Source organism: Luteimonas terrae (assembly GCF_031457535.1).
GTDB classification, from domain to species: domain Bacteria; phylum Pseudomonadota; class Gammaproteobacteria; order Xanthomonadales; family Xanthomonadaceae; genus Luteimonas; species Luteimonas terrae_A.
This window is the reverse complement of the sequence record NZ_JAVDWO010000007.1, coordinates 133,142-151,938: the sequence shown is the minus strand read 5'-3', so window position 1 is coordinate 151,938 and position 18,797 is coordinate 133,142. Positions and strand designations below refer to the sequence as shown.

Here is an 18,797-nt window from a genome sequence, read left to right as displayed (position 1 = left end):
GGAGGCGTACCGGAAACGGTACGCCTCTTCGCTATGAGGGCACATGCGATGTCTCTTCATCTGCGCGATGACCTGTCCTTCTGCCAAGTCGACGGCAATCTGGTGTTTCTTGATGTGCGCAATGATCGCTACTTCCGTCTACCGGCAGCGGCCGAGCGACGCTTCCTTGCGTATCAGCGCGGCGACGGCACAGACTCCGACGCTGAAAAACTGATCGAATCCGGCCTCCTCACAACTTGTGAGACTTCGGCATCACGGACGCCCGCTATTTCAATTGCGCGGGCGAACCAGAGCGCGATCGAACGAGGACAGATCGCTCAGCACGCCACCCTTCTGGACCGATTGGACACAGTCCGCACCGTCGCGCTTTCCCAGCTTCAGCTGAAAACACGAAGCCTGTCGCACGTACTGACGACCTTGAAAGTCGATCGTCAGCGCAGGGCGCTCCCGATCAGCTATCCGCAGAGCTCGGGCGCTGATGGCAAGTTTCACGACGCGACTTCAGCCTTCCTCGCTGCACGGCCGTACGCCCCTATCGAAACCTGCTGTCTGGTCGATTCAATTTCACTCATCAGATTTCTGGCCAGGCGTGGGCTCTTCGCACATTTGGTGTTCGCAGTAACCGGCGCTCCGTTCTCCGCGCATTGCTGGGCCCAAGTCGGCGACTTGGTGCTCAACGAGACCGTCGGCAATACGCACGCCCACACACCGATCCGGGTGGTGTGATGAGTTTCCGATTCCTCCTTGTAGTCAATACCGCCGGTGGCCTTGTGGTCGACGCAGTCACGCAGTGGGACGCCGGTCTGCGCGATGCTGGGATGCGTCGCCAGCTTGCGTCCCGAGCGCTGGTCCTGTTCGTCGCCGAGCAAACGCCGACCATGTTGCTGCCGAATGGCGGAGCCCTTCTTGGACATGCGTTCTCGAAAGATGGATCACGTATCGACGATGCTCGTCGATTCCCATCATTCGAAGATGCTGCGCAGACGCGCGCGCACCTCATGAAGCACTGTTGGGGCCCGTATCTCCTTGTGCAGCCGGACGACGAACACGGCGGCATCACGGTTATGCGTGAGCCCTCGCCGCACAGTGATGTGGCGTGTTTCTACACATTGCGGGACGGCAAAGGCTTTGCAACCTCCGATATCTCCTTGCCCGAGCGCCTTGGCCTCTATCGTCGCCAAGTTGACTGGGATGCGATTCGTCACCGCTTGGCGTTCCCACAATTGAAGACCGCTCATACGGCCCTCGCCGGCGTGCACGAGCTCCTGCCGGGCAGCGCACTACATCTGAAGGAAGACCACGCAACGACGCGACTACTCTGGTCGCCGTGGGAGTTCGTGACACGTGAGGCGAGGCATCGCGATTCAGATGAAGCGGCCGCGGACGTACGTAGCGCCGTGTCGACCGCCACGAAAGCGTTGGCGGGCATTGATCGCTCCATTCTTCTTGAGCTGTCCGGCGGCCTCGACTCGTCAATCGTTGGCGTGTGCCTGCGAGGAGCGTCCACGCCAACCGTGTGCACCTCGCTGGTCACGACCGTGCCTGGCGCTGATGAGCGGACGTACGCGGTCCAGATTGCGGATCAGCTTGGCGTCGAGCTCCACACCGGGACGCTTCACCTCGACAGCGCACGTTTCGACTTCGGCGTACACCCACAGTGCATGACGCCTCGAGTCGGCGTTCTCCAACACGCCGTCGACGAGGTCATGCTGGCAGCCGCAGCGCGTCATGGCACCGAAAGCTTTTTCTCGGGCGGCGGGGGCGACACGATCTTCTGTGCCTTGGATACGGCTGCACCCGCAGCGGACGCGATACGGGAACGTGGTCCGTTCGCTGGGATGGCCGCTGTCCGGGATCTGGCCACGCTGCACCAGTGCACGTTGTTGAAGGCTGGCCGCCTGACCCTGCGAAAGATGAGACGCGCCCGGTACGTGGATCGCGCGCCGGACGGCCTGTTTCTCGCGCCAGGCATCAGCGTCCCGCCTACCGAAGCCCACCCTTGGTCGACCGCGCCACAGAACGCGTTGCCTGGAGACAGGGAACGGATTCGAAGCCTTGCCACGTGTCAGGCATATCGCGACAGCCTCGCACGCGGGGAATCGCTCACGATGCGGATGCCTTTGCTCGCCCAGCCGGCCGTAGAGGCTTGCCTTCGCACACCCAGCTGGATGTGGATCGCGGGAGGTCGGAACCGCGCGATCGCGCGGATGGCGTTCGCAGACCTCCTGCCCCCGGACATTCTCCACCGTCGTAGCAAAGGCACTTTCATGAGCTATCTGGGCGCGGTATACCGGCGCAACCGAGGTCCGATGCGCGACTTCCTGCTGCAGGGCAGACTGCAGCAGGAGGATTTGCTGGATACGAAAGCAATCGCCGAGTTCATGCGTCACGATATTCCCGAGGGCGGACATGCCTTCACCCGCGTGTTCGACCTGTGCATTGTCGAGAACTGGGTCAGGCACCAACCCTAGCCGCCATCGTCGCGCTTGGCCGTTATCGACAAGCCAGCCTTCATAGCGCGCCAGTGCGCATATTGCTCGCGCTTCGCTGGATCCGGATCCTCTACATCACGCAGCCAGAAGCGGAACCAGTCCAGATTGCGCTCGTACACCGCCAGTTTGTGTCGTGGCTGGAACTTCTGGTGCGGCTCGTGTGGAAAGACGTACATGTCTGCCCGCCCCTCGCGCATCAAGGGCACTGCGTAATCGAGCGAGTGGATGTACTCCTGCTCCGGCAGCTGCATCAGGATCGGCACCCGGATGCGGTCCAGATTGAACAGCGGTGAGAACTGACGCCACCGCTCCGGCGTTTCTTCGAGCGTGCCCAGCTGCCAGCCCGCCTGCAGACGATTCGGGAACGCATCGCCGAAGTTGCTGAGCAGCAGGTGGTACAGCGGGGACAGCCCAAGCGAACTCACCGAGGCGGCGGTCAGCACCTGCGAGTGCATGACCGTCCACATGGTGATCTCCGACCCCAGACTCAGCCCACCCATGCCAACTCGCCCGGGGTCGATCTCACCTTGTTCGGCCAGCAGCGCCACCACGCTTTCGACGGCAGAACGCCCCAGCTCGTACTGCTCTACACCGTCTTCCCTTGATGGCGCCAGCGTGATGCACAACGCAGCGATGCCGTCCTGTGCCAGCGATGCAAATGGCAGTTCCTCGCCCAGCCCGCCGCGCACGAAGCCTTTGCACCAGTAATAGCTGACGAACAGCGGCGGCCGTCCCGGCCCCTCGTGACGCGCAGGATAGAACTGCCCCGTGAACTGTTGGCCGCCGGCATCCGTCCAGCGAAGCAAGCGCACACGCGTGGCGGCCATATCGGCGGTCAGCGCCGGATTGGGGTCGAACAGCACCACACGGGCGCCGCTCTCGATGTCGATCCGCTCCAGGCGAGGCGGACGGTCGGCCTCGGCCACCACGCAAGCCAGCGTGCCGGCGGAAACACCGCAGTCGCTCGGCATCAGACGCACGCCGCCATTCGCCAGCCCACGGGTACGCATCACCGTGTGCACCACCCCTGTCTCGACATTCCATCGATGGATGGATTGGGTGTGCCCTTCGCTGGCGTCCTCCATGGTGAACAGCACCTCGTCCGTTCCCGGGCGCCACTGAACCGCGTTGATCGCTTTGCCTCTGCAGGCATCCGCATTGCAGATGACCGGTACGCGCGCCCGTCCGTGCGGAAGCACAGCCAGCGCCGCGCCCGGCCTGTCGCGCAGGCCGTTGCGTTCGCCCGTGCGTGTGATCAAGGCGATGCGGTGGCCTGCCGGCTCTGGCAGTACCGCATGGACGTCGCCATATCCCGCCGCAAGATCCACGCTAGCAAGCGGAGCAGGCGGCACTCGACGGGCATCGAGTTCGCGCCGCTCGCCGGTCGTTAGGTCCAGAGCCGTCCAACGATCCGGCACATCGGCGAGCAGCGGATATCGGAGGACTTCGTTGTCCCGCAGGCGTTGTGTGGCCAGGCGCCCATCCACATTGCCGGATCGGAACAACGCCTGGCCCAATGGCACAGTCCGGTCGATGCGGACGCCCTGGTCGTACTCCGCCTGCTCGGCCGCCAGCACGATGTCGCGTGCCGCGCCGACGCTGTAGTGCAGCTCGCTGCCATCCGTGCTCAGGGAGAACGCGCGGACATTAGCGGGATCGTGTGTCATGGCCTGAGCGCCCGAGCCGTCCGTAGCCGCGCGCCACACATCGACCCGGCCATCCAGCAACGCGCGGTAGTAAATCCAGCGCCCATCAGGCGACCACACCGCTGGTGCCGGAATCGATAGACCAGCCTGCTCACGCAGAGGCGTACCGCCGTCCGCAAGCCGCAACGGTGGCGAGGCTGCAACCATGTCCTGTACGTACCAGACCGAATCGTACGTGTTGCGTTCCACACTGGGCTGCTCGATCCGGTAGGCCACGTACCGGCCATCGGGCGAGAGTGTGACCCCGCTGAAATCCGCCACTTCCACCAGCCGACGCGGCGAGATCGCATCAGCCGGTTCAGCAGCTACCAAGAGAAGCAGCACCGCCGCCAGCGCCCACAGCCATCTGAGCACCGCCCGCCTCCGCCACGACATCGCGCGTGCCCAATTCACTCCCATCGTCACGCCCGCCATCACCATTGCCTCGACACGGAGACGTTGAAGTACCGGCCAATCGCCGAGTAGTTCGTCGCGTCGTAAGGCGGCACCAGATACGGCGTGAGCACCGAAGTGTCATGTAGCGGAGGCGCCCGGTCGAACACGTTCTGCACAGACAATGCCAGCGCCCAGTCACGAAGCACACTGCCCTCCCCATCCGGGGCGTAGCGCAACGTGGTGTCCACCGTCGTAAACGAAGCAGTCTTCTCGCTCGCCGCTACGTTCTCCACGCCTTGCCTGTAGTTGGCAAATGCCGAGGCAGAAAAGCCCCCGCGCGCCCATACCGTGCCTACCCTGCCCGTCAGCTTGGAGGGGTTGTGGATGGTGCCCGCCAGGTCGAACTCGGCGTCGGTAGTCTGTTGGGTACTGGCGAGCCAGCTGGCGGCGCCACGCACCGTCAGCCGCCCGCCGCCCAGGTCGAGTCCATAGGCCCCGGACATATCGAGACCGCGGATCCGCTGGCGGGCGACATTCGTGTAGTACGCATGCACCAGCGCCACCACGTCGCTCGGGTCGTACGGCACGCCGATGTAGTTCAGAAACGTAGTGCCCGCAATTGCCGCCGCCTGCTGTTCCGCACTCGGCGAAAAGGTGACGAACTCCGCGAACGCCGGATTGCGCAGGGCTTGGGAGGTTGGCGTGATGGGTGCCACCACGCGATCGCTGTAGTCGATATCGAACCAGGTCAGCTCGGCTTCCAGCCCCGGCACTGCCGTCGGGTGGAAGGCCACAGATGTCGTCCATGTGCGGGCGCGCTCCGGTGCGAGATCCGGATTTCCGCCGTCCAGCAACAACACCGTGGCGTCCGGCGCATAGCCGGTGCCGCCGTACGCAGCCGCGTAGTTGAAGCCCGTCATTTGCTGCCGGTTGAGCTGGAACAGCGTGGGCGCCTTGAACGAACGCCCCCACGACGCTTTAAGCGTCACATCCGCGATCGGGCTGTAGATCGCGCCAAGCTTGGGCGTCAGCACACTGCCAAAGCTGTCGTAATCCTCGTACCGCGCTGCGCCCGTCAGTGACAGGCGCTGGCCCGCCCCGCCTCCATCCAGCACCGGCACCTGTAGTTCCGCATACGCGAACTGTGCGGCCTCATCACCCTCGATCGCTGCGACATGCGTGATCTGGTTGTATTCGAGGAATGTGTTCTCGCGCCGCCCCGCGCCAACAGCGACGCGTACATCGCCGGCCGCCAACGCAAGCAGCGGCCCCTCAACGCCGGCCTCGTAACTGCTGCCTTCGTTGCAATAGCAAAGCTGCGTGCGTTGCAGCACCAAGCCAGAGGCCGGCAGGGTGATCGACTGCGTGTGGTCCAGCCGGCTCCTCGAACGGGTAGCCCCCAGCGACAACGTCCAGTCGTTCTGCAGAAAGATATCGAGCCTCGGCGACAGCAACGTAGTCGCGGACTCAGGCGTCGCCTGGATCGACACATCGCTGAGGTTGTCCTGCGCACCGTACGCCTGGCTGCGCTCGGTGCGGAACGCATCCAGGCGTAACTCCGCGTGCTCACCCACCGCTTGCGACAGACTGACCAGCCCGCTGCGCAGATCGCTGCCCGGGTATAGCGTGTACGGTTCGCGCAGCAACTGCGTGTAGGCACGCTGTCTTGCGTAGATCGGATCCGCAGTCACATCCTTGTAGGTGACGATCACTCCGCCGGTGGACCAGACGTGGCCGGCCGTCGCGCTGTACTCGCGTGTGGTGAGGCCACCATCGTCCGACGTGCCGTAGCCAGTCCCCAGGGTGACACCTTCAAAGTCCCGGCGGAGGATGACGTTGCCCACCCCGCCCACCGCATCAGACCCGTAGATGGCCGACGCGCCATCGGCAACGATCTCGATGCGCTCCACCGCTTCCACCGGAATCGCACTGATATCCACTGCCTGCGAGATGCCGTCATAGGCCATGCGGCGGCCATTGAGCAGCGTCAATGTGGCATCGGCTCCCAGCCCACGCAGATTCAGTGCCGACCCGCCACTGAGATTTGTGTTCTGCGCCCCCGCGCCCGAGACCGTAAACGGAATGACGCCCGGGTTCTGACCGCCGCCGAAGTTCTGCGGGATGCTGCGGATGACTTCGCCGAGATCCTTGAAGCCTTCTTCCCGGATGCTCTCGATGCCGATGGTCACGACTGGCGAAGGCGTCACGCCGCCACGGATACGGGTGCCGGTGACTTGGATCGTGTCAAGTTGAACAGCTTCGGGATCGCTGCCTGATCTCTCTGCAGATTGCTCAGAACTCTGCTTATCGCCCTCGCCGGAAGTCACCGCTCGCGCTGTAGAAAACGCCCCAGGCCCCGCCGCAGTAGCGAGTAGAACGACGGAAATCGCCTTGTTTAGCTTGCCTATCTTCATGTTGCGTGCCCTCTCTATAGGTCGCCGCTTAGCAGTCGCGGCTTAGCCTCCGCCACTAGCGCGGCATGGTTTTCATACGACATTGGTGGCCCCGCCGTTTCGTTTCGAATTCCCTTACAGCGATGCAAGGAAAGCTACATTTAATGTAGCTAAACAAGCGAACCTACGGCCCCCGTTTCATCGGCATACTTCCTCTCTAAGTTCTGATTTGGCCCTTTACAGCCACTGGCTTCGCGGAGTAGACAAAGCGATGCTACATATGTTGTAGCATACATGCGAGGGGCTAGAAAGCCATCCTGTGCGAATTACAGGATCGGTTTCGACGGCTCATGGCGCCTCGCATCAGCAGCATGTTCACCAAGCGGTTGAAAGAGGCGCGCTTGGCCCTGGACATCTCCCAGAGGGAGCTTGGACGAAGAATTGGCCTGTCGGAGGATGTCGTGTCTAGCAGAGTTACAAGGTATGAGCGCGGGACCTCCGAGCCGGACTTTGAAACCGCTAGCAAGTTGGCCAAGGAGCTCGGCGTTCCTTTGGCCTATCTCTTGGCAGACACCGATACGCTGGCGGACATCATCCTTGCAGCAGCAAGCTTGCCGCTAGGAGAGCAACGGAAGCTCGCTACCGAACTGAGATCGAAGAGCAGGCGCTGAGTCGCAGGAGATGCGGACTCAGTTTTTGTCGAACTTCTCATTGATCCAAACAATGAGGTCTTTCCGCTGCTTGGCTGAAAGCAAAGAGAGCGACAGGAGGATGTCGGCCGTGGCCTCATCTTCCGCAACCAGATAGGCCATAGGCACTTGCAGTGCGTCTGCAAGCTCGGCCAGTCCCTTCAAGTCAACCCCGCTCGACTCTCTCTCGTAGCGATTGACTCGACTGCTAGCGCGCTCTTTGTCCAGTCCCATCATCGCACCTAGTGCTCGCTGGCTATCGATGCCACGCAGCTTCCGCGCCTGCTTGATGCGGGCAGAAAAGATAGCGCGGGGCGAAGCCTTCGGCACGTGATCTGATACTTAGAACTGGGGGGTGTCAGCATGCCTTGCTCCGCTCCTACGCGGCAGTCTCTTCATGAAATGTAGCACCCTCATCCGGCAACTGAGTGGGGCATGCACCTAGGTACGGCACAAGACACTCTTGTCCGCCTCACTCTTAAATGCGGTCGCTACCCCTGCTTAGAAGCGAGCCGCCGCCGTCCAGCCGCCGCGCTTGCGTCACGAGGTCGGCAACCGCTATGAGCCGCGGTCTATAGGCTGAGCCTGCAAACCCTGCGGCCGCGCGCAGCGGTTCATGGCCTCCCGACCGCCTACTTCTATGCCGAAGAATATGACCTCGCGCAGTTGATCTCGGAGTTCAACAGCAAATGCAAGCGCAAGCGCTGAGAAGCCTTACAAAGCAAAGCCCCGCTGGCGGGGCTTTGGTCGTCGGCGCTTCGTTGAGGATTCTCGCCCTCGTCCCCTGCCAAATTGGTCAGGTGAAATGGCCCGGACGACAGCCTAATCCTCTTGCAACGAAGATGGATGTGACATTGGATTCGTCCCCGCCATCCTGTCGGATTTCGTCTACGACAAGATCAGAATTACGCGCCGCCACCTCCCAAGTGCAGCCATTCGCAGCGAATCCCCTTTGGATGAGCTCCAATGAACCGATGGGTTGCGCCCGCGAAGCCGCGCACGGCATCAGACCTGGGACCGACAAGTAGTTGCGTGGAAATCCGACCTGGCGCACAGTTCGCCTTGTCGCGGGGGGCGGCATAGGGGAACGGGCGATGGACGGCTCTACAATCTGGTTCGATCGCAGCTTTTTCAGCGATGAGGTCATTGCGCGAACCGCGCATCGGTATACGAATTTCTTCCAGGTCACCGTTCACGGAACTGTGGGCGAGATCGGCGTTGAGCTTGAGGCCCTACAAGGTGTCGAGCGCTCCGCAGATCTGGAAGCCCGCTTCCGGAACGACGCGCTCGACGAGCGGTTGCGTGAAACCGTCCGCAAAGAAACAAAGGATCTGCATGCCGAGCTCATCCGGGCGGCGCTGCGGGAGTCGCTGCCGCGGCGCACGGATGTAGCGCCTTGAAGTTCCGCCCGCCAGAGGCGTTCGCCGCCTCAAGCCAGGGCTACCGGCTGCTTCCCCTACGTTTCCGTCGGCTTCCGTGGAACCGGGACCGGGTGTTCGTCTCATCCTTGGCAGGGGATTGGCTGACGATGGAACGGGCCATGTTCGAGCGGTTTGTCCGCCACGAGCTTGACCCGACCGATCCTGTGTTAGCGGACTTGCAAGCACGCCACTTAGCGGTGGTGGATCTGCAGCGGAGCGCTCTGGCGCCGTTGCTCAGCCAGTATCGAACCCGAAAGGCCTACCTGCTGGGTGGTCCAGCGCTGCACATATTCGTGGTGTCGCTGCGATGCCACCACACTTGCAACTACTGCCAAGTATCCCGACAGCAAACTTCGAAAACGGCATTCGATCTTGGCGCGGACGCTGCACGCCTTGCGGTGGATCGGTTGTTCGAGTGGCCGTCGCAGGAGCTGACCATCGAGTTCCAAGGGGGTGAGCCGCTGCTCAACTTCGAACAGGTCCGCGCCATCACCGAGCGAGTCGTGGCGCGCAACGAAACCGAAAAGCGGTCGCTGCGCTTCGTACTCGCCTCCACGCTCCACGATCTCACCGACGAGCAACTCGCGTTCTTTCAGACACATCGGTTCAAGCTCTCGACGTCCTTGGACGGTCCGGAGTGGCTCCACAACGCCAATCGTCCCAGACCCGAACGCGACAGTTATCGGCGCACCGTCGAGGGGATCGAGCGTGGGCGCAAGGCACTAGGTGAAGACGCTATTTCCGCGCTCACCACCTTGACCAAGCGCAGCTTGGAGGCACCCGAGGCCATCATCGACGAGTACCGGAGACTCGGGCTGCACTCCATCTCGCTTCGGCCGCTGAGTCACTACGGTTTCGCGGCCAAGACTCGTGAGCGCAACGGTTACGACACTGCGGCATTCTTGGCCTTCTACGATCGGGCGCTTGAACACCTGCTAGCGGTCAACCGGTCCGGCTATAGCATGGATGAGACCTTCGCCAGCCTGCTGCTATCGCAGCTGCTGGGGCCCTTCGGACACGGTTACGTGGATCTGCGCTCGCCCACGGGCGCGGGCTTTGGCGCTGTCATCTATGACTACGACGGACAGGTGTACCCCTCTGACGAGGCGCGGATGCTCGCTGCCATGGGCGATAACTCTTTCTCGCTAGGTAACGTTGGCCAACCGGTAAGCGAATGGTTGGCCTCCCCCGCCATGCACCGCCTGATGGCAGCTGGTGTGGCTGAGTCTCTACCGACCTGCAGCGACTGTGCCTACGTGCCGATGTGTGGCGCAGACCCGATCGAGCATTACGCGCGACAGGGTGACGCCATCGGTCACCGCCCCACTAGCGATTTCTGCAGCCGTCAGATGGGTATGTTTGATCTGCTGCTCCAGCGGTACGAGACCGCCAGTGTGGCAGACCGTCAGATTCTTGAAAGCTGGGCGCTTGGCGCAGGCGCAGACGAAAGCCCGGAGGTCGCACTCGATGCTGCCGCTTGAGACCAAAGCTGTTGTCACCGGACTGAGCAGTCCACTTCTGGTCAAGCTGGCAGGTCTGCGAGAACTCGCCGAGGGCGGCTATCCACTCGAACGCATGGCGCTGGACCTGAGAGCCGTTCCGCATCATGCCGTGACACATGAGTTGCTTGCCCTGCCCTGGGCCGGGTTCATCGAGGCGCAAGCCGATTCAAATGCCCCCTCCCACGCCCAGCTGTCACACGCTGCGCCTCCGGGACGCCCGCTTGCCTCGCTTCAAGGCGAGCGCGGCATCGCCAAGCCCGGCGACGTACTCGAGCTCGATCCTTTCCGCCAACGCGTCGCAGTGCGTTACCGGCGCGGCGACAACGGCAACATCCTATTCGCGACAGAGCGGTGCAACAGCTACTGTCTGATGTGCTCGCAGCCACCGCGTCAGGTGGAAGACGACTGGCGAATCCAGCATCTTTGCGATTTGGTGGAGCTCGTCGATCGCGACGAGCCTTCGTTGGCGATCAGCGGTGGTGAGCCGACCTTGTTGGGCAGTGGGCTCGCAGCCATCGTGGCCAAGTGCGCGGAGTGGCTGCCGGATACCCATTTGCACATTCTGTCGAATGGGCGACTACTCAGCGATACCACGCTGGCTGCTCAGTTTGAAGACATCCATCCCAACCTCAGCTGGGGCATCCCGCTCTACGGTGATCACTACGCGCTACACGACTATGTGGTGCAGAGTGAAGATGCTTTCGCCCAGACGCTGCGAGGCCTTTACGCGCTGGAAGCAGCGAGGCAGCGAATCGAGATTCGCGTAGTGCTGGTGAAACCATCGCTGGAACGGCTGGAGGCATTGACCCGCTACATCCTGCGCAACCTGCCTTTCGTGGAGCACATCGCGCTGATGGGCATCGAGCCCATCGGTTTTGCCAAGGCGCATCATGCTGCGCTTTGGGCAGATCCGGCCGACTACGTCGAACAACTGCAGGGCGCAGTCGATTCCTTCAGTAGGCGCGGTGTGGCGGTATCGCTCTACAACCTGCCGCTGTGCACGATTCCCGAGTCGCTCTGGCCGTTCGCGCAACAGAGCATCTCCAACTGGAAGAACGACTATCTCGACGCGTGTGCCAGCTGCGCTGTCAAGGCGCGCTGTGGCGGCTTTTTCTCTTGGGTAACACCCAAGTGGACGAGTCGCAAGGTCAAACCCATTGAACTCAGCCTGGAGGCTGCCTGATGTCCACTGCTCTCATCCTGACCAGCGGAGCGCTCGGCGCGCTCGGGCCCGAGCCACCCAAGACTCCAACCAACCTGCTGGAACTTGCTGCGGCTGATGCGAAGTACTCGACAGTGTTGAGTTCTTCCCTTAACGACGGCCGCCACAATCTTTACGCTGGACATCGGTCGCACCGAAGCCACAGTTCACACCGGTCGCACAGCTCGCATCGCTCCGGTTCAGGCAGTTCCTATCGCTCCTACACCCCACCCGCTACCTACACTCCACCTCCACCGCGTCCCGCCCCAGAGCCCAGTCAGATCAGGCCGCTCGATGAGACAGGCGCCTCCTCTTCATCGAGGTCCGCATCTGGCCTGACGCCGTCGACCTACTCGAACCAAACGTTGCGTCGGGATGCCGATGAACTTCGGATGCTCATCATGCGTGTCCAAGCAGCTCTGTTCTCGCGTAACTACGATCCAGGTGCAATCGACGGAGTCATGGGTACCCAGACACAAGCCGCGCTGCGCGCCTTCCAAACCGCGCACGGACTCAGCGCCACCGGGACGATGACTACAGAAACGCTTACCGCACTCGGCATCAGAATTTAAGCCGCGAGTAAAGCACGACTTCGGCGAAGTCCTGAACGAGCAAATTGCTCACCACTTAACGATATTCGGCTGTAATTCGAACTATATCGCAAAAGCGATGCAATAGTGTTTCGCACTTATTTTACTTCATTTTATATAGATAAACGCTATGGATTGGCTAAACTTTCTTACTCGCGAAATAGCTGCGGGTTCGCTTATCGGTCTCTTTGTCGCATGCGCGTACGCATGCTGGCGCGCGGGCTCATTTCATCCGATAAATGTGAGAATTCTTCGTTTCTTCTTTAGCAAGGATGAGGTGCAAGATCTCGAAATCAAGAAGAGCTTGGCCGACGAGTCCGCTTTGGTGAGCTTTCGCGTCACATACGGTGTGCGCGCCGAAACGATAACTGACGCCCGAAGGGTTATATTCTTTAGCAACTTGAGAAATATTCCACTGAGCCTTATTGGTCGGTCAGGCTGGGCATTTGATATCAAGAGCTTGTCAATTAATGAGAAAAGAGTGCCCCACAAGTTTTGGCTTGCGGCTCCAGCAATTTTTCTAATTATCCTCTATGCGGCAGGCTCCTTGGCCGCAGGAATATCGGTTTCGGAGAGCCTCCTGGTTTCTCTAAAAGATACTGGAAAAGCAATCTGGCTCACCAAAGAAGACGCGCGGCCTGCTTTCAATTTTTTTGATAAGACAAAAATTCTAGATAAGACAGCCTGCCCACCTGGGCCTTCAGACGAAAGCGTAGAGAGTGGATTTACTGCGATAGAAATCCCTATCCTTTGCGAAATCTGGAACGATCCAGCTATCGAGGATCATCTTCGAAACGAGCTAAGTAAACAGAAGCGAATTTCGCTAGCAGCCTTGGCTGTTATCTTTATTTACGCTTTCATAGCGCTCGGAATTATTAGAGAATGGAGCGCTCAGATCGAACTGGCCAGGCGAATTGCAGCGTCGACTTCAGAAGAAGAAGATGCATCTACAGGGACTTCCTGATTTTCTGGTTGCACCCCGCGCTCAATTCCTTAAGAATCATTTATTTATTTGTGAGTACATAGATCAGAATCCATGAGTCATGGGTTTCTAGAAAGTTTCGGCCACTGCAACTTTTACCAGCTCCAGTAGCAGACGAAGGAATTTGGCATGACGGAGGCAACTACCGACAAGTTTTCAGCCGGCGAACAGGGGATTGGATACATCTACCAAGCGCGCCTCGCGCTTCTACACCTGCTTCAATTGCCGGAAGATACTGCCATCTTCCTAGAAAAGGACGATGACATTGACTTTATCGACAGCGGCGGTGGCAAGTCCCTAGCCTCACTTAAGCACAAGGCTGTTGGTGACAAGTTAACCGACCTTTCGACGGATTTCTGGAAGTCTGTGAATATATGGCTGGCACGCTATAAGCGGGATGGCCACGCTGCGTCTAACCTACGGTTCTTCTTGTTCACGACCGGCACAGTATCGACAACTTCGTTTCTGGCCCGTCTCCTCTCAGGGCAGCCGATTGCCTCTGACGATGCTATAACGTTGACCGAATTAGCCGGGTCCGTGCTCGTCAAATCAGAATCAAAACTCATCGCGCCAATCGCCGACGCATTCAACGAACTGAGCGATTCTGAGAAGCAGGATTTTCTAGAGCGAATTCTTATCTGTGATAGCAGCCCGCGAATCGGCGACATCCCGGCGCTCATCAGGGAAAAGTACATGCGAAGCATCCGGCGCGAACATCGGGAATTCGTACTTGAGCGGCTGGAGGGCTGGTGGACCGATGCTGTGATCAAGCAATTGACTGGCGCTAGATCGCAGGGAATCTTCGGCTATGAAGTCTCGGACAAACTCTCAAACTTCGCAGAGGAATACAAGGCAGACAGCCTACCTATTACATTCCGTGGAAAGGCGCCCACCCATGAGGTCGACACTGCTACCGATCCACGCATGTTCGTCGTCCAGCTGCGCGAGATCGGCATCTCATCAAATCGGATCAGAAGCGCGATCTTGGATTATTACCGAGCGTTTGAGCAGCGATCAGCTTGGGCGCGAGAGAATCTGCTGGTGCTGGGAGAGGTCGAGGACTACGAAGATCGACTTGCCGATGAATGGGGCCGCTACAAGGACGTCGCTTTCGAGAAGTTGAAGGACGATAGCGCGGAAGAAGCACTGCTCGAAGCCGGCTCGACTCTCTATAACTGGGCGGAATTTGAGACTGGGAAGATTGAATCCCTACGCATTCGCGCACGAGTGACAGAACCCTATGTCCTTCGCGGTAGCTTCCACATCCTGGCGGACGCCACGCCCCAGCCCAAGGTCTATTGGCATCCCAGATTCCTCGATCGGCTTGGTCAAGTGCTGGGGGTGGCCTCGTGAAGCGGTGGGATCAGCGCCCCTTTGAAATTCGGGCACTGTTTAACCCTGCATTCTGCGGGTTGATCCTATTCCGCGCCCTGCACGGCTACGAGGAAGAGGACGCTCGCGGGATGCCATTCTCGCTGTCGCTGCTCGTGCTGCCCCTCTGCCTGCATAAGGATTCACGCGATGTGATCTTAGGCAGCCCACGTAGCTACCTGCTCAAGACCGCGGAGAAGAATCAGCAACTCATGGTGGGCTTTACAGATCGGGTCACGCAGATGCTGCCGTATGCATTCGAGGGGTTCGGCTTGCTGATGGAGAGGGGGTGCATTGCCGTCGCCGATGACGGACGCATCCAGACCGTTGCTAAAAAGGTGCGAAAGACCGTCGATGGAACCACCGAAACCGTTTCTTGCCAAAAAGTGGCGAGGATCGTCGGAAAGGAATTTGCACGCATCGCCGACCGATCCACTGTTTACACAACTTTCGGGATTCGTCCATGAAGATCAGATCCATCCATATCTATAGCCATGACGGCCAGCGCCGTGACCTCCGGTTTAAGGTAGACGGACTCAACGTCATCACCGGCCGCTCCTCCACCGGCAAATCAGCTCTCTCCGAGGTAATCGAATACTGCATGGGACGTTCGTCGTTCAACGTCCCCGAAGGCATCATCCGCGACAAGGTGGCCTGGTTCGCCGTGATTTATCAGTTCGAGAAAGAGCAGGTTTTGGTTGCCAAGCCGACCCCTCCCCGCGGCGGCGCCAGTTGCAGCACCGCAATGCTGCGAAGGGGCACCGAAGTGCTGGTGCCGGAGTTCAAGGATCTGGTGATCAACACCGACGACGACGGCATCGTTGAATTGCTGTCTAGGCTGCTCGGCATTCCTGAGAATCGCACCGATGTAGCGATTGAGAACAGCCGAGATAGCTACGACGCCAACGTCAAGCACACGTTGTACTACCTGTTCCAGAAGCAGGGACTGGTCGCCAACAAGGATCAACTTTTTTATCGCCAGAATGAACAGTTCCAACCGCAGGCGATCCGCGACACGCTGCCAATACTGCTAGGCGTCTCGTCCCACGATCGTTACGAGCTGGAATCCAAGCTGCGCATAGCGCAGCGTGATTTGAGGATCGGTAACAAGAAGGTGGAGCAGGCGCGCGACGCCGTCGACACGTCGCTTGAACAAGCCATAGGGCTCTACTCGGAAGCGAAGGCGGTCGGGATCATCGGCAACACCGACTTGAACCCCAATGCTGACGGGATCATCGGCGAATTGAGGTTGGCGTTGTCATGGAAGCCCGAAACGGTGCCAGAGGATGACGGTAGCCGAGTTTCGGCTTTGGAAGACGAGCTCGCCCAACTGCGTCAGGATCGCCGTGATACGCAGACTCGGATTGACGCGGCACGACAGTTCGCTAATCGTGCAGGCGGCTACGAAAACGAGGCCGCCGAACAGATAGATCGTCTAACCTCAATCAAGGCCCTTCCGAAGAACCCCGACAGCGGAGAATGGCAATGGCCGTTCAGTGAACGAAATCTTGCACTAGAGTCGCCAGTTGCCGTAGTTCTGCTTAATGAATTGAAATCACTTGAGAAAGAATTGCGAATTGCGACAGGCCAGCGCCCCAAGCTCGAAGCATACCTCGCCGAACTAACTGGAAAGGCCGACAGCATCGCGGGCGATATCAAAAAGAAAGAATCGGAGCTGTCCGCGGCGATCTCGGCCAACGAAGTCATTGCCCAGATGGGCACCCGCAACAACGCGGCCGCTAGGGTCGTCGGCCGAATCAGCCTGTTTTTGGAAACCCTCCTCCCGAATGAGGAACTAGCCAAGCTGGAAGCAGATAATCGTCGCCTCAGCAACAAAGTAAAGCAGCTTGAGGAGCAGGTCGGCGCCGACGACAGCAATGAACGCCTGACTTCGATCCTCAACAACATCTCCGCACAGGTGTCTCGATACATCCAGAAGTTCAACGCCGAATTCGGTCCTTACCCAGCACGGCTCAACCTGCCGCAGTTGACGATCACCTTCGATCGCCCGGAACGCCCTGTGCCAATGGGCCGGACCGGCGGCGGCGAGAACCATTTGGCCTACCATCTTTCAGCATTACTCGCTTTACATCGGTTCGCGGCGCAGAACAACCGCCCGATTCCACGCTTCCTGCTAATCGACCAGCCAACCCAGGTCTACTTCCCTTCCGAGCAGGTTTACAGGGACGTTGATGGCTCGGTACAGAAGACGGAAGACGACGCCGACCTTGATGCGGTGCGGCGGCTGTTCGAATTGTTGCTGAAGTTCACTCAGGAGGATGTGCCAGGTTTTCAGATAATCGTCACTGAGCATGCGAACCTGCGTGAACAATGGTTCCAAGATTCGCTCGTCGAGGTGCCGTGGACCAAGCCGCCAGCGCTGGTTCCTGAGGAATGGCCTTCAGAGGCACCGAACTGATTTAAGGAATCGGTGTGTTAAGGCGCCTTCTCGAAAATACCGACATTGCTGAAACATTTTCTCCATAGCGTGCTTGAAGGAGTTCATAGATCTGTTTGCACCTGGATCGCTACGGAAAGGAAAGGTTGACTTGGAACTGCGATTTTCCGGCGATGGGAAAGAATTGATCATGCCGATCTCCAATCGGCAGTTCGAGTTGTATGCTCTGTCGCTAGAACGTGGACCCAACTTCCATCCGGCCCATATCTTCTCGAGCTATCAGACGGTACGCGGAAGCGCTAGCGGCTGCATTCTTTTAAACCCAGAGCGGAGAACCTTCAGCAGCGTAGCTCTCCGACGACGCATTGATCACTGTTGGGTCAAAGTAGGTGAGAGCGGCACTTATCCCACTCCAGAGGCTGCACTCGACCAGCTCAGCATCAATATGGGGAGCGGTGGACCGCCCGAACCACTTCCTCCAGGTGATCGGCGCCGGCGACCCTTGCTAAAAGCTGGCCAGCGCGAGGCAAGCCCGGATTTTGATCTACTGACGAGCACGACAAGTCATTTGCCAGCGCTCATGGCGATTGGCGAGTGCTATCTAGCGCTTCCAAATCCCGATGCAAATTTTGTAACAGATCTTCAGAGTGGAAACTTCGCTTCAAGACTGTTCGAGCTTTACCTTCTCGCCTGTTTTCGCGAACAAGGCCTCATCGTGCGACAAGACCATGTCTCGCCAGATTTTTGGATCGAGAAGGACGGGAAAGAGTGCTGGATCGAGGCCGTGACCGCGAACTCCGAAGATCCGCACAAAGGCGGAATTGGCGACTGGGTACATGCACCGGAAGATCGTATAGAGCGACTAACGGGCGGCCCCGCCGAACGGTTCGCCAAGACGCTTCGGAGCAAGCTTCAACGTAACTATCAGGAACTCGACCATGTTAAGGGGCGCTCGTTCGCCATCGCGATCGCTGATTTCCATGAATCAGGCTCGATGGTTTGGAGCCGCGAAGCACTGCCTACTTACCTCTACGGTATGCGAGCAGATGTTGAGGAGAACGAGGGTCAGCGCCGAGCGGTAGGCACGCCGATCACAAACTTAACGGGCAAGCACGCCATCCGGGCCGGACTTTTTCGTGACCCGGATTTTTCTCATCTTTCCGCGGTCATCTTCAGCAACGCGGCGACACTTGCGAAGTTCAACCGCATGGGTTTCCTCGCCGGCTGGCGGCCGGCAGGAATGACGATGATTCGGAACGGCATCCTTTTCGATCGAACCCCCGGCGCGTTGGAGCCGATCCCATTCGAGATGTCGGTCGAGAGCGCTGAATATGAGGCACTCTGGCCGTGGGGTGAGGCGTGGTGTCAAGAACTGGAGGTTTATCACAATCCCCTGGCCGCTCACCCGATCGCCTTCGACCTTATTCCGGGCGCCACCCACTGGTTCGAGCGCGATGGCGATATCGAATGCGACACTATCTGGGCGAACTCGGTGCTGGCATCGATCACTCATGTGCGCACGACTTAAATCCTGAGGATCCGAGCGGTGCGTGAGGCGTAATTCAAAAGCCGTAGCCGGCCGCCGCCTCGCAAGTCAGTGGCGTCCAGGACGACCAAACCATCTAACCGGCCGCCCACTCGAATTCGTTGCGCAATCAAGCCAAGAAATCGTCGACG

At 59.5% G+C, this 18,797-nt stretch carries 15 protein-coding genes; 12 read left to right on the top strand and 3 right to left on the bottom strand.

Annotated features, from left to right (window positions below):
* The first annotated feature begins 48 nt into the window (after positions 1–48).
* Complete coding sequence (locus J2W68_RS09985; RefSeq protein WP_310235261.1) at positions 49–726, top strand: lasso peptide biosynthesis B2 protein; 678 nt, start codon at positions 49–51, stop codon at positions 724–726.
* Positions 726–2,471 (top strand): asparagine synthase C-terminal domain-containing protein, encoded by a 1,746-nt coding sequence (locus J2W68_RS09980; RefSeq protein WP_310235259.1) that lies wholly within the window; start codon positions 726–728, stop codon positions 2,469–2,471. The genes J2W68_RS09985 and J2W68_RS09980 overlap by 1 nt, the downstream gene beginning before the upstream one ends.
* Here the strand turns inward: J2W68_RS09980 and J2W68_RS09975 are convergent.
* Together J2W68_RS09975 and J2W68_RS09970 are read right to left on the bottom strand one after the other, a co-directional pair.
* Positions 2,468–4,552 carry an Atxe2 family lasso peptide isopeptidase gene (locus J2W68_RS09975; protein ID WP_310235257.1) on the bottom strand — a complete coding sequence of 695 codons (2,085 nt, stop codon included), beginning with the start codon at positions 4,550–4,552 and terminating at the stop codon, positions 2,468–2,470. The two genes, J2W68_RS09980 and J2W68_RS09975, sit on opposite strands and share 4 nt — an antisense overlap.
* A 59-nt stretch (positions 4,553–4,611) precedes the next feature.
* Positions 4,612–6,987 carry a TonB-dependent receptor plug domain-containing protein gene (locus J2W68_RS09970; protein WP_310235255.1) on the bottom strand — a complete coding sequence of 792 codons (2,376 nt, stop codon included), beginning with the start codon at positions 6,985–6,987 and terminating at the stop codon, positions 4,612–4,614.
* A 350-nt stretch (positions 6,988–7,337) separates the two neighbouring features.
* On the opposite strand from J2W68_RS09970, the gene J2W68_RS09965 reads away from it, so the two are divergent.
* Positions 7,338–7,637: a helix-turn-helix domain-containing protein gene (locus tag J2W68_RS09965; RefSeq protein ID WP_310235252.1), complete on the top strand. Its 300-nt coding sequence runs from the start codon at positions 7,338–7,340 to the stop codon at positions 7,635–7,637.
* 18 nt (positions 7,638–7,655) lie between these two features.
* On the opposite strand, the gene J2W68_RS09960 is transcribed toward J2W68_RS09965, so the two are convergent.
* Positions 7,656–7,961: a helix-turn-helix domain-containing protein gene (locus J2W68_RS09960; protein WP_310235578.1), complete on the bottom strand. Its 306-nt coding sequence runs from the start codon at positions 7,959–7,961 to the stop codon at positions 7,656–7,658.
* Positions 7,962–8,749: 788 nt separating this feature from the next.
* Between J2W68_RS09960 and J2W68_RS09955 the strand changes: the two genes are divergently transcribed.
* The 9 genes from J2W68_RS09955 to J2W68_RS09920 all read left to right on the top strand — a co-directional run bounded on the left by J2W68_RS09955 (position 8,750) and on the right by J2W68_RS09920 (position 18,648).
* Positions 8,750–9,055 carry a hypothetical protein gene (locus J2W68_RS09955; RefSeq protein ID WP_310235250.1) on the top strand — a complete coding sequence of 102 codons (306 nt, stop codon included), beginning with the start codon at positions 8,750–8,752 and terminating at the stop codon, positions 9,053–9,055.
* Positions 9,052–10,557 (top strand): His-Xaa-Ser system radical SAM maturase HxsB, encoded by a 1,506-nt coding sequence (hxsB, locus tag J2W68_RS09950; protein WP_310235247.1) that lies wholly within the window; start codon positions 9,052–9,054, stop codon positions 10,555–10,557. Before J2W68_RS09955 ends, hxsB begins: the two co-directional genes overlap by 4 nt.
* On the top strand, positions 10,544–11,761 hold the full coding sequence (hxsC, locus tag J2W68_RS09945) for a His-Xaa-Ser system radical SAM maturase HxsC (protein ID WP_310235244.1): 1,218 nt from the start codon (positions 10,544–10,546) through the stop codon (positions 11,759–11,761). The genes hxsB and hxsC overlap by 14 nt, the downstream gene beginning before the upstream one ends.
* The gene (gene hxsA, locus J2W68_RS18025; protein WP_430539706.1) at positions 11,761–12,351 is read left to right on the top strand and encodes a His-Xaa-Ser repeat protein HxsA; all 591 of its coding nucleotides are present in this window, start codon (positions 11,761–11,763) and stop codon (positions 12,349–12,351) included. The genes hxsC and hxsA overlap by 1 nt, the downstream gene beginning before the upstream one ends.
* A gap of 148 nt (positions 12,352–12,499) precedes the next feature.
* Positions 12,500–13,333, top strand: coding sequence for a DUF6216 family protein (locus J2W68_RS09940; protein WP_310235242.1), 834 nt, complete (start codon positions 12,500–12,502; stop codon positions 13,331–13,333).
* Positions 13,334–13,480: 147 nt separating this feature from the next.
* Positions 13,481–14,704: an ABC-three component system protein gene (locus J2W68_RS09935; protein WP_310235240.1), complete on the top strand. Its 1,224-nt coding sequence runs from the start codon at positions 13,481–13,483 to the stop codon at positions 14,702–14,704.
* A complete protein-coding gene (locus tag J2W68_RS09930; protein WP_310235237.1) occupies positions 14,701–15,189 on the top strand; it encodes a three component ABC system middle component in 489 nt (162 codons plus the stop codon). The genes J2W68_RS09935 and J2W68_RS09930 overlap by 4 nt, the downstream gene beginning before the upstream one ends.
* On the top strand, positions 15,186–17,141 hold the full coding sequence (locus tag J2W68_RS09925; protein WP_310235235.1) for a DUF3732 domain-containing protein: 1,956 nt from the start codon (positions 15,186–15,188) through the stop codon (positions 17,139–17,141). Before J2W68_RS09930 ends, J2W68_RS09925 begins: the two co-directional genes overlap by 4 nt.
* A 130-nt stretch (positions 17,142–17,271) precedes the next feature.
* Positions 17,272–18,648, top strand: coding sequence for a hypothetical protein (locus J2W68_RS09920; RefSeq protein WP_310235233.1), 1,377 nt, complete (start codon positions 17,272–17,274; stop codon positions 18,646–18,648).
* Positions 18,649–18,797 lie beyond the last annotated feature (149 nt).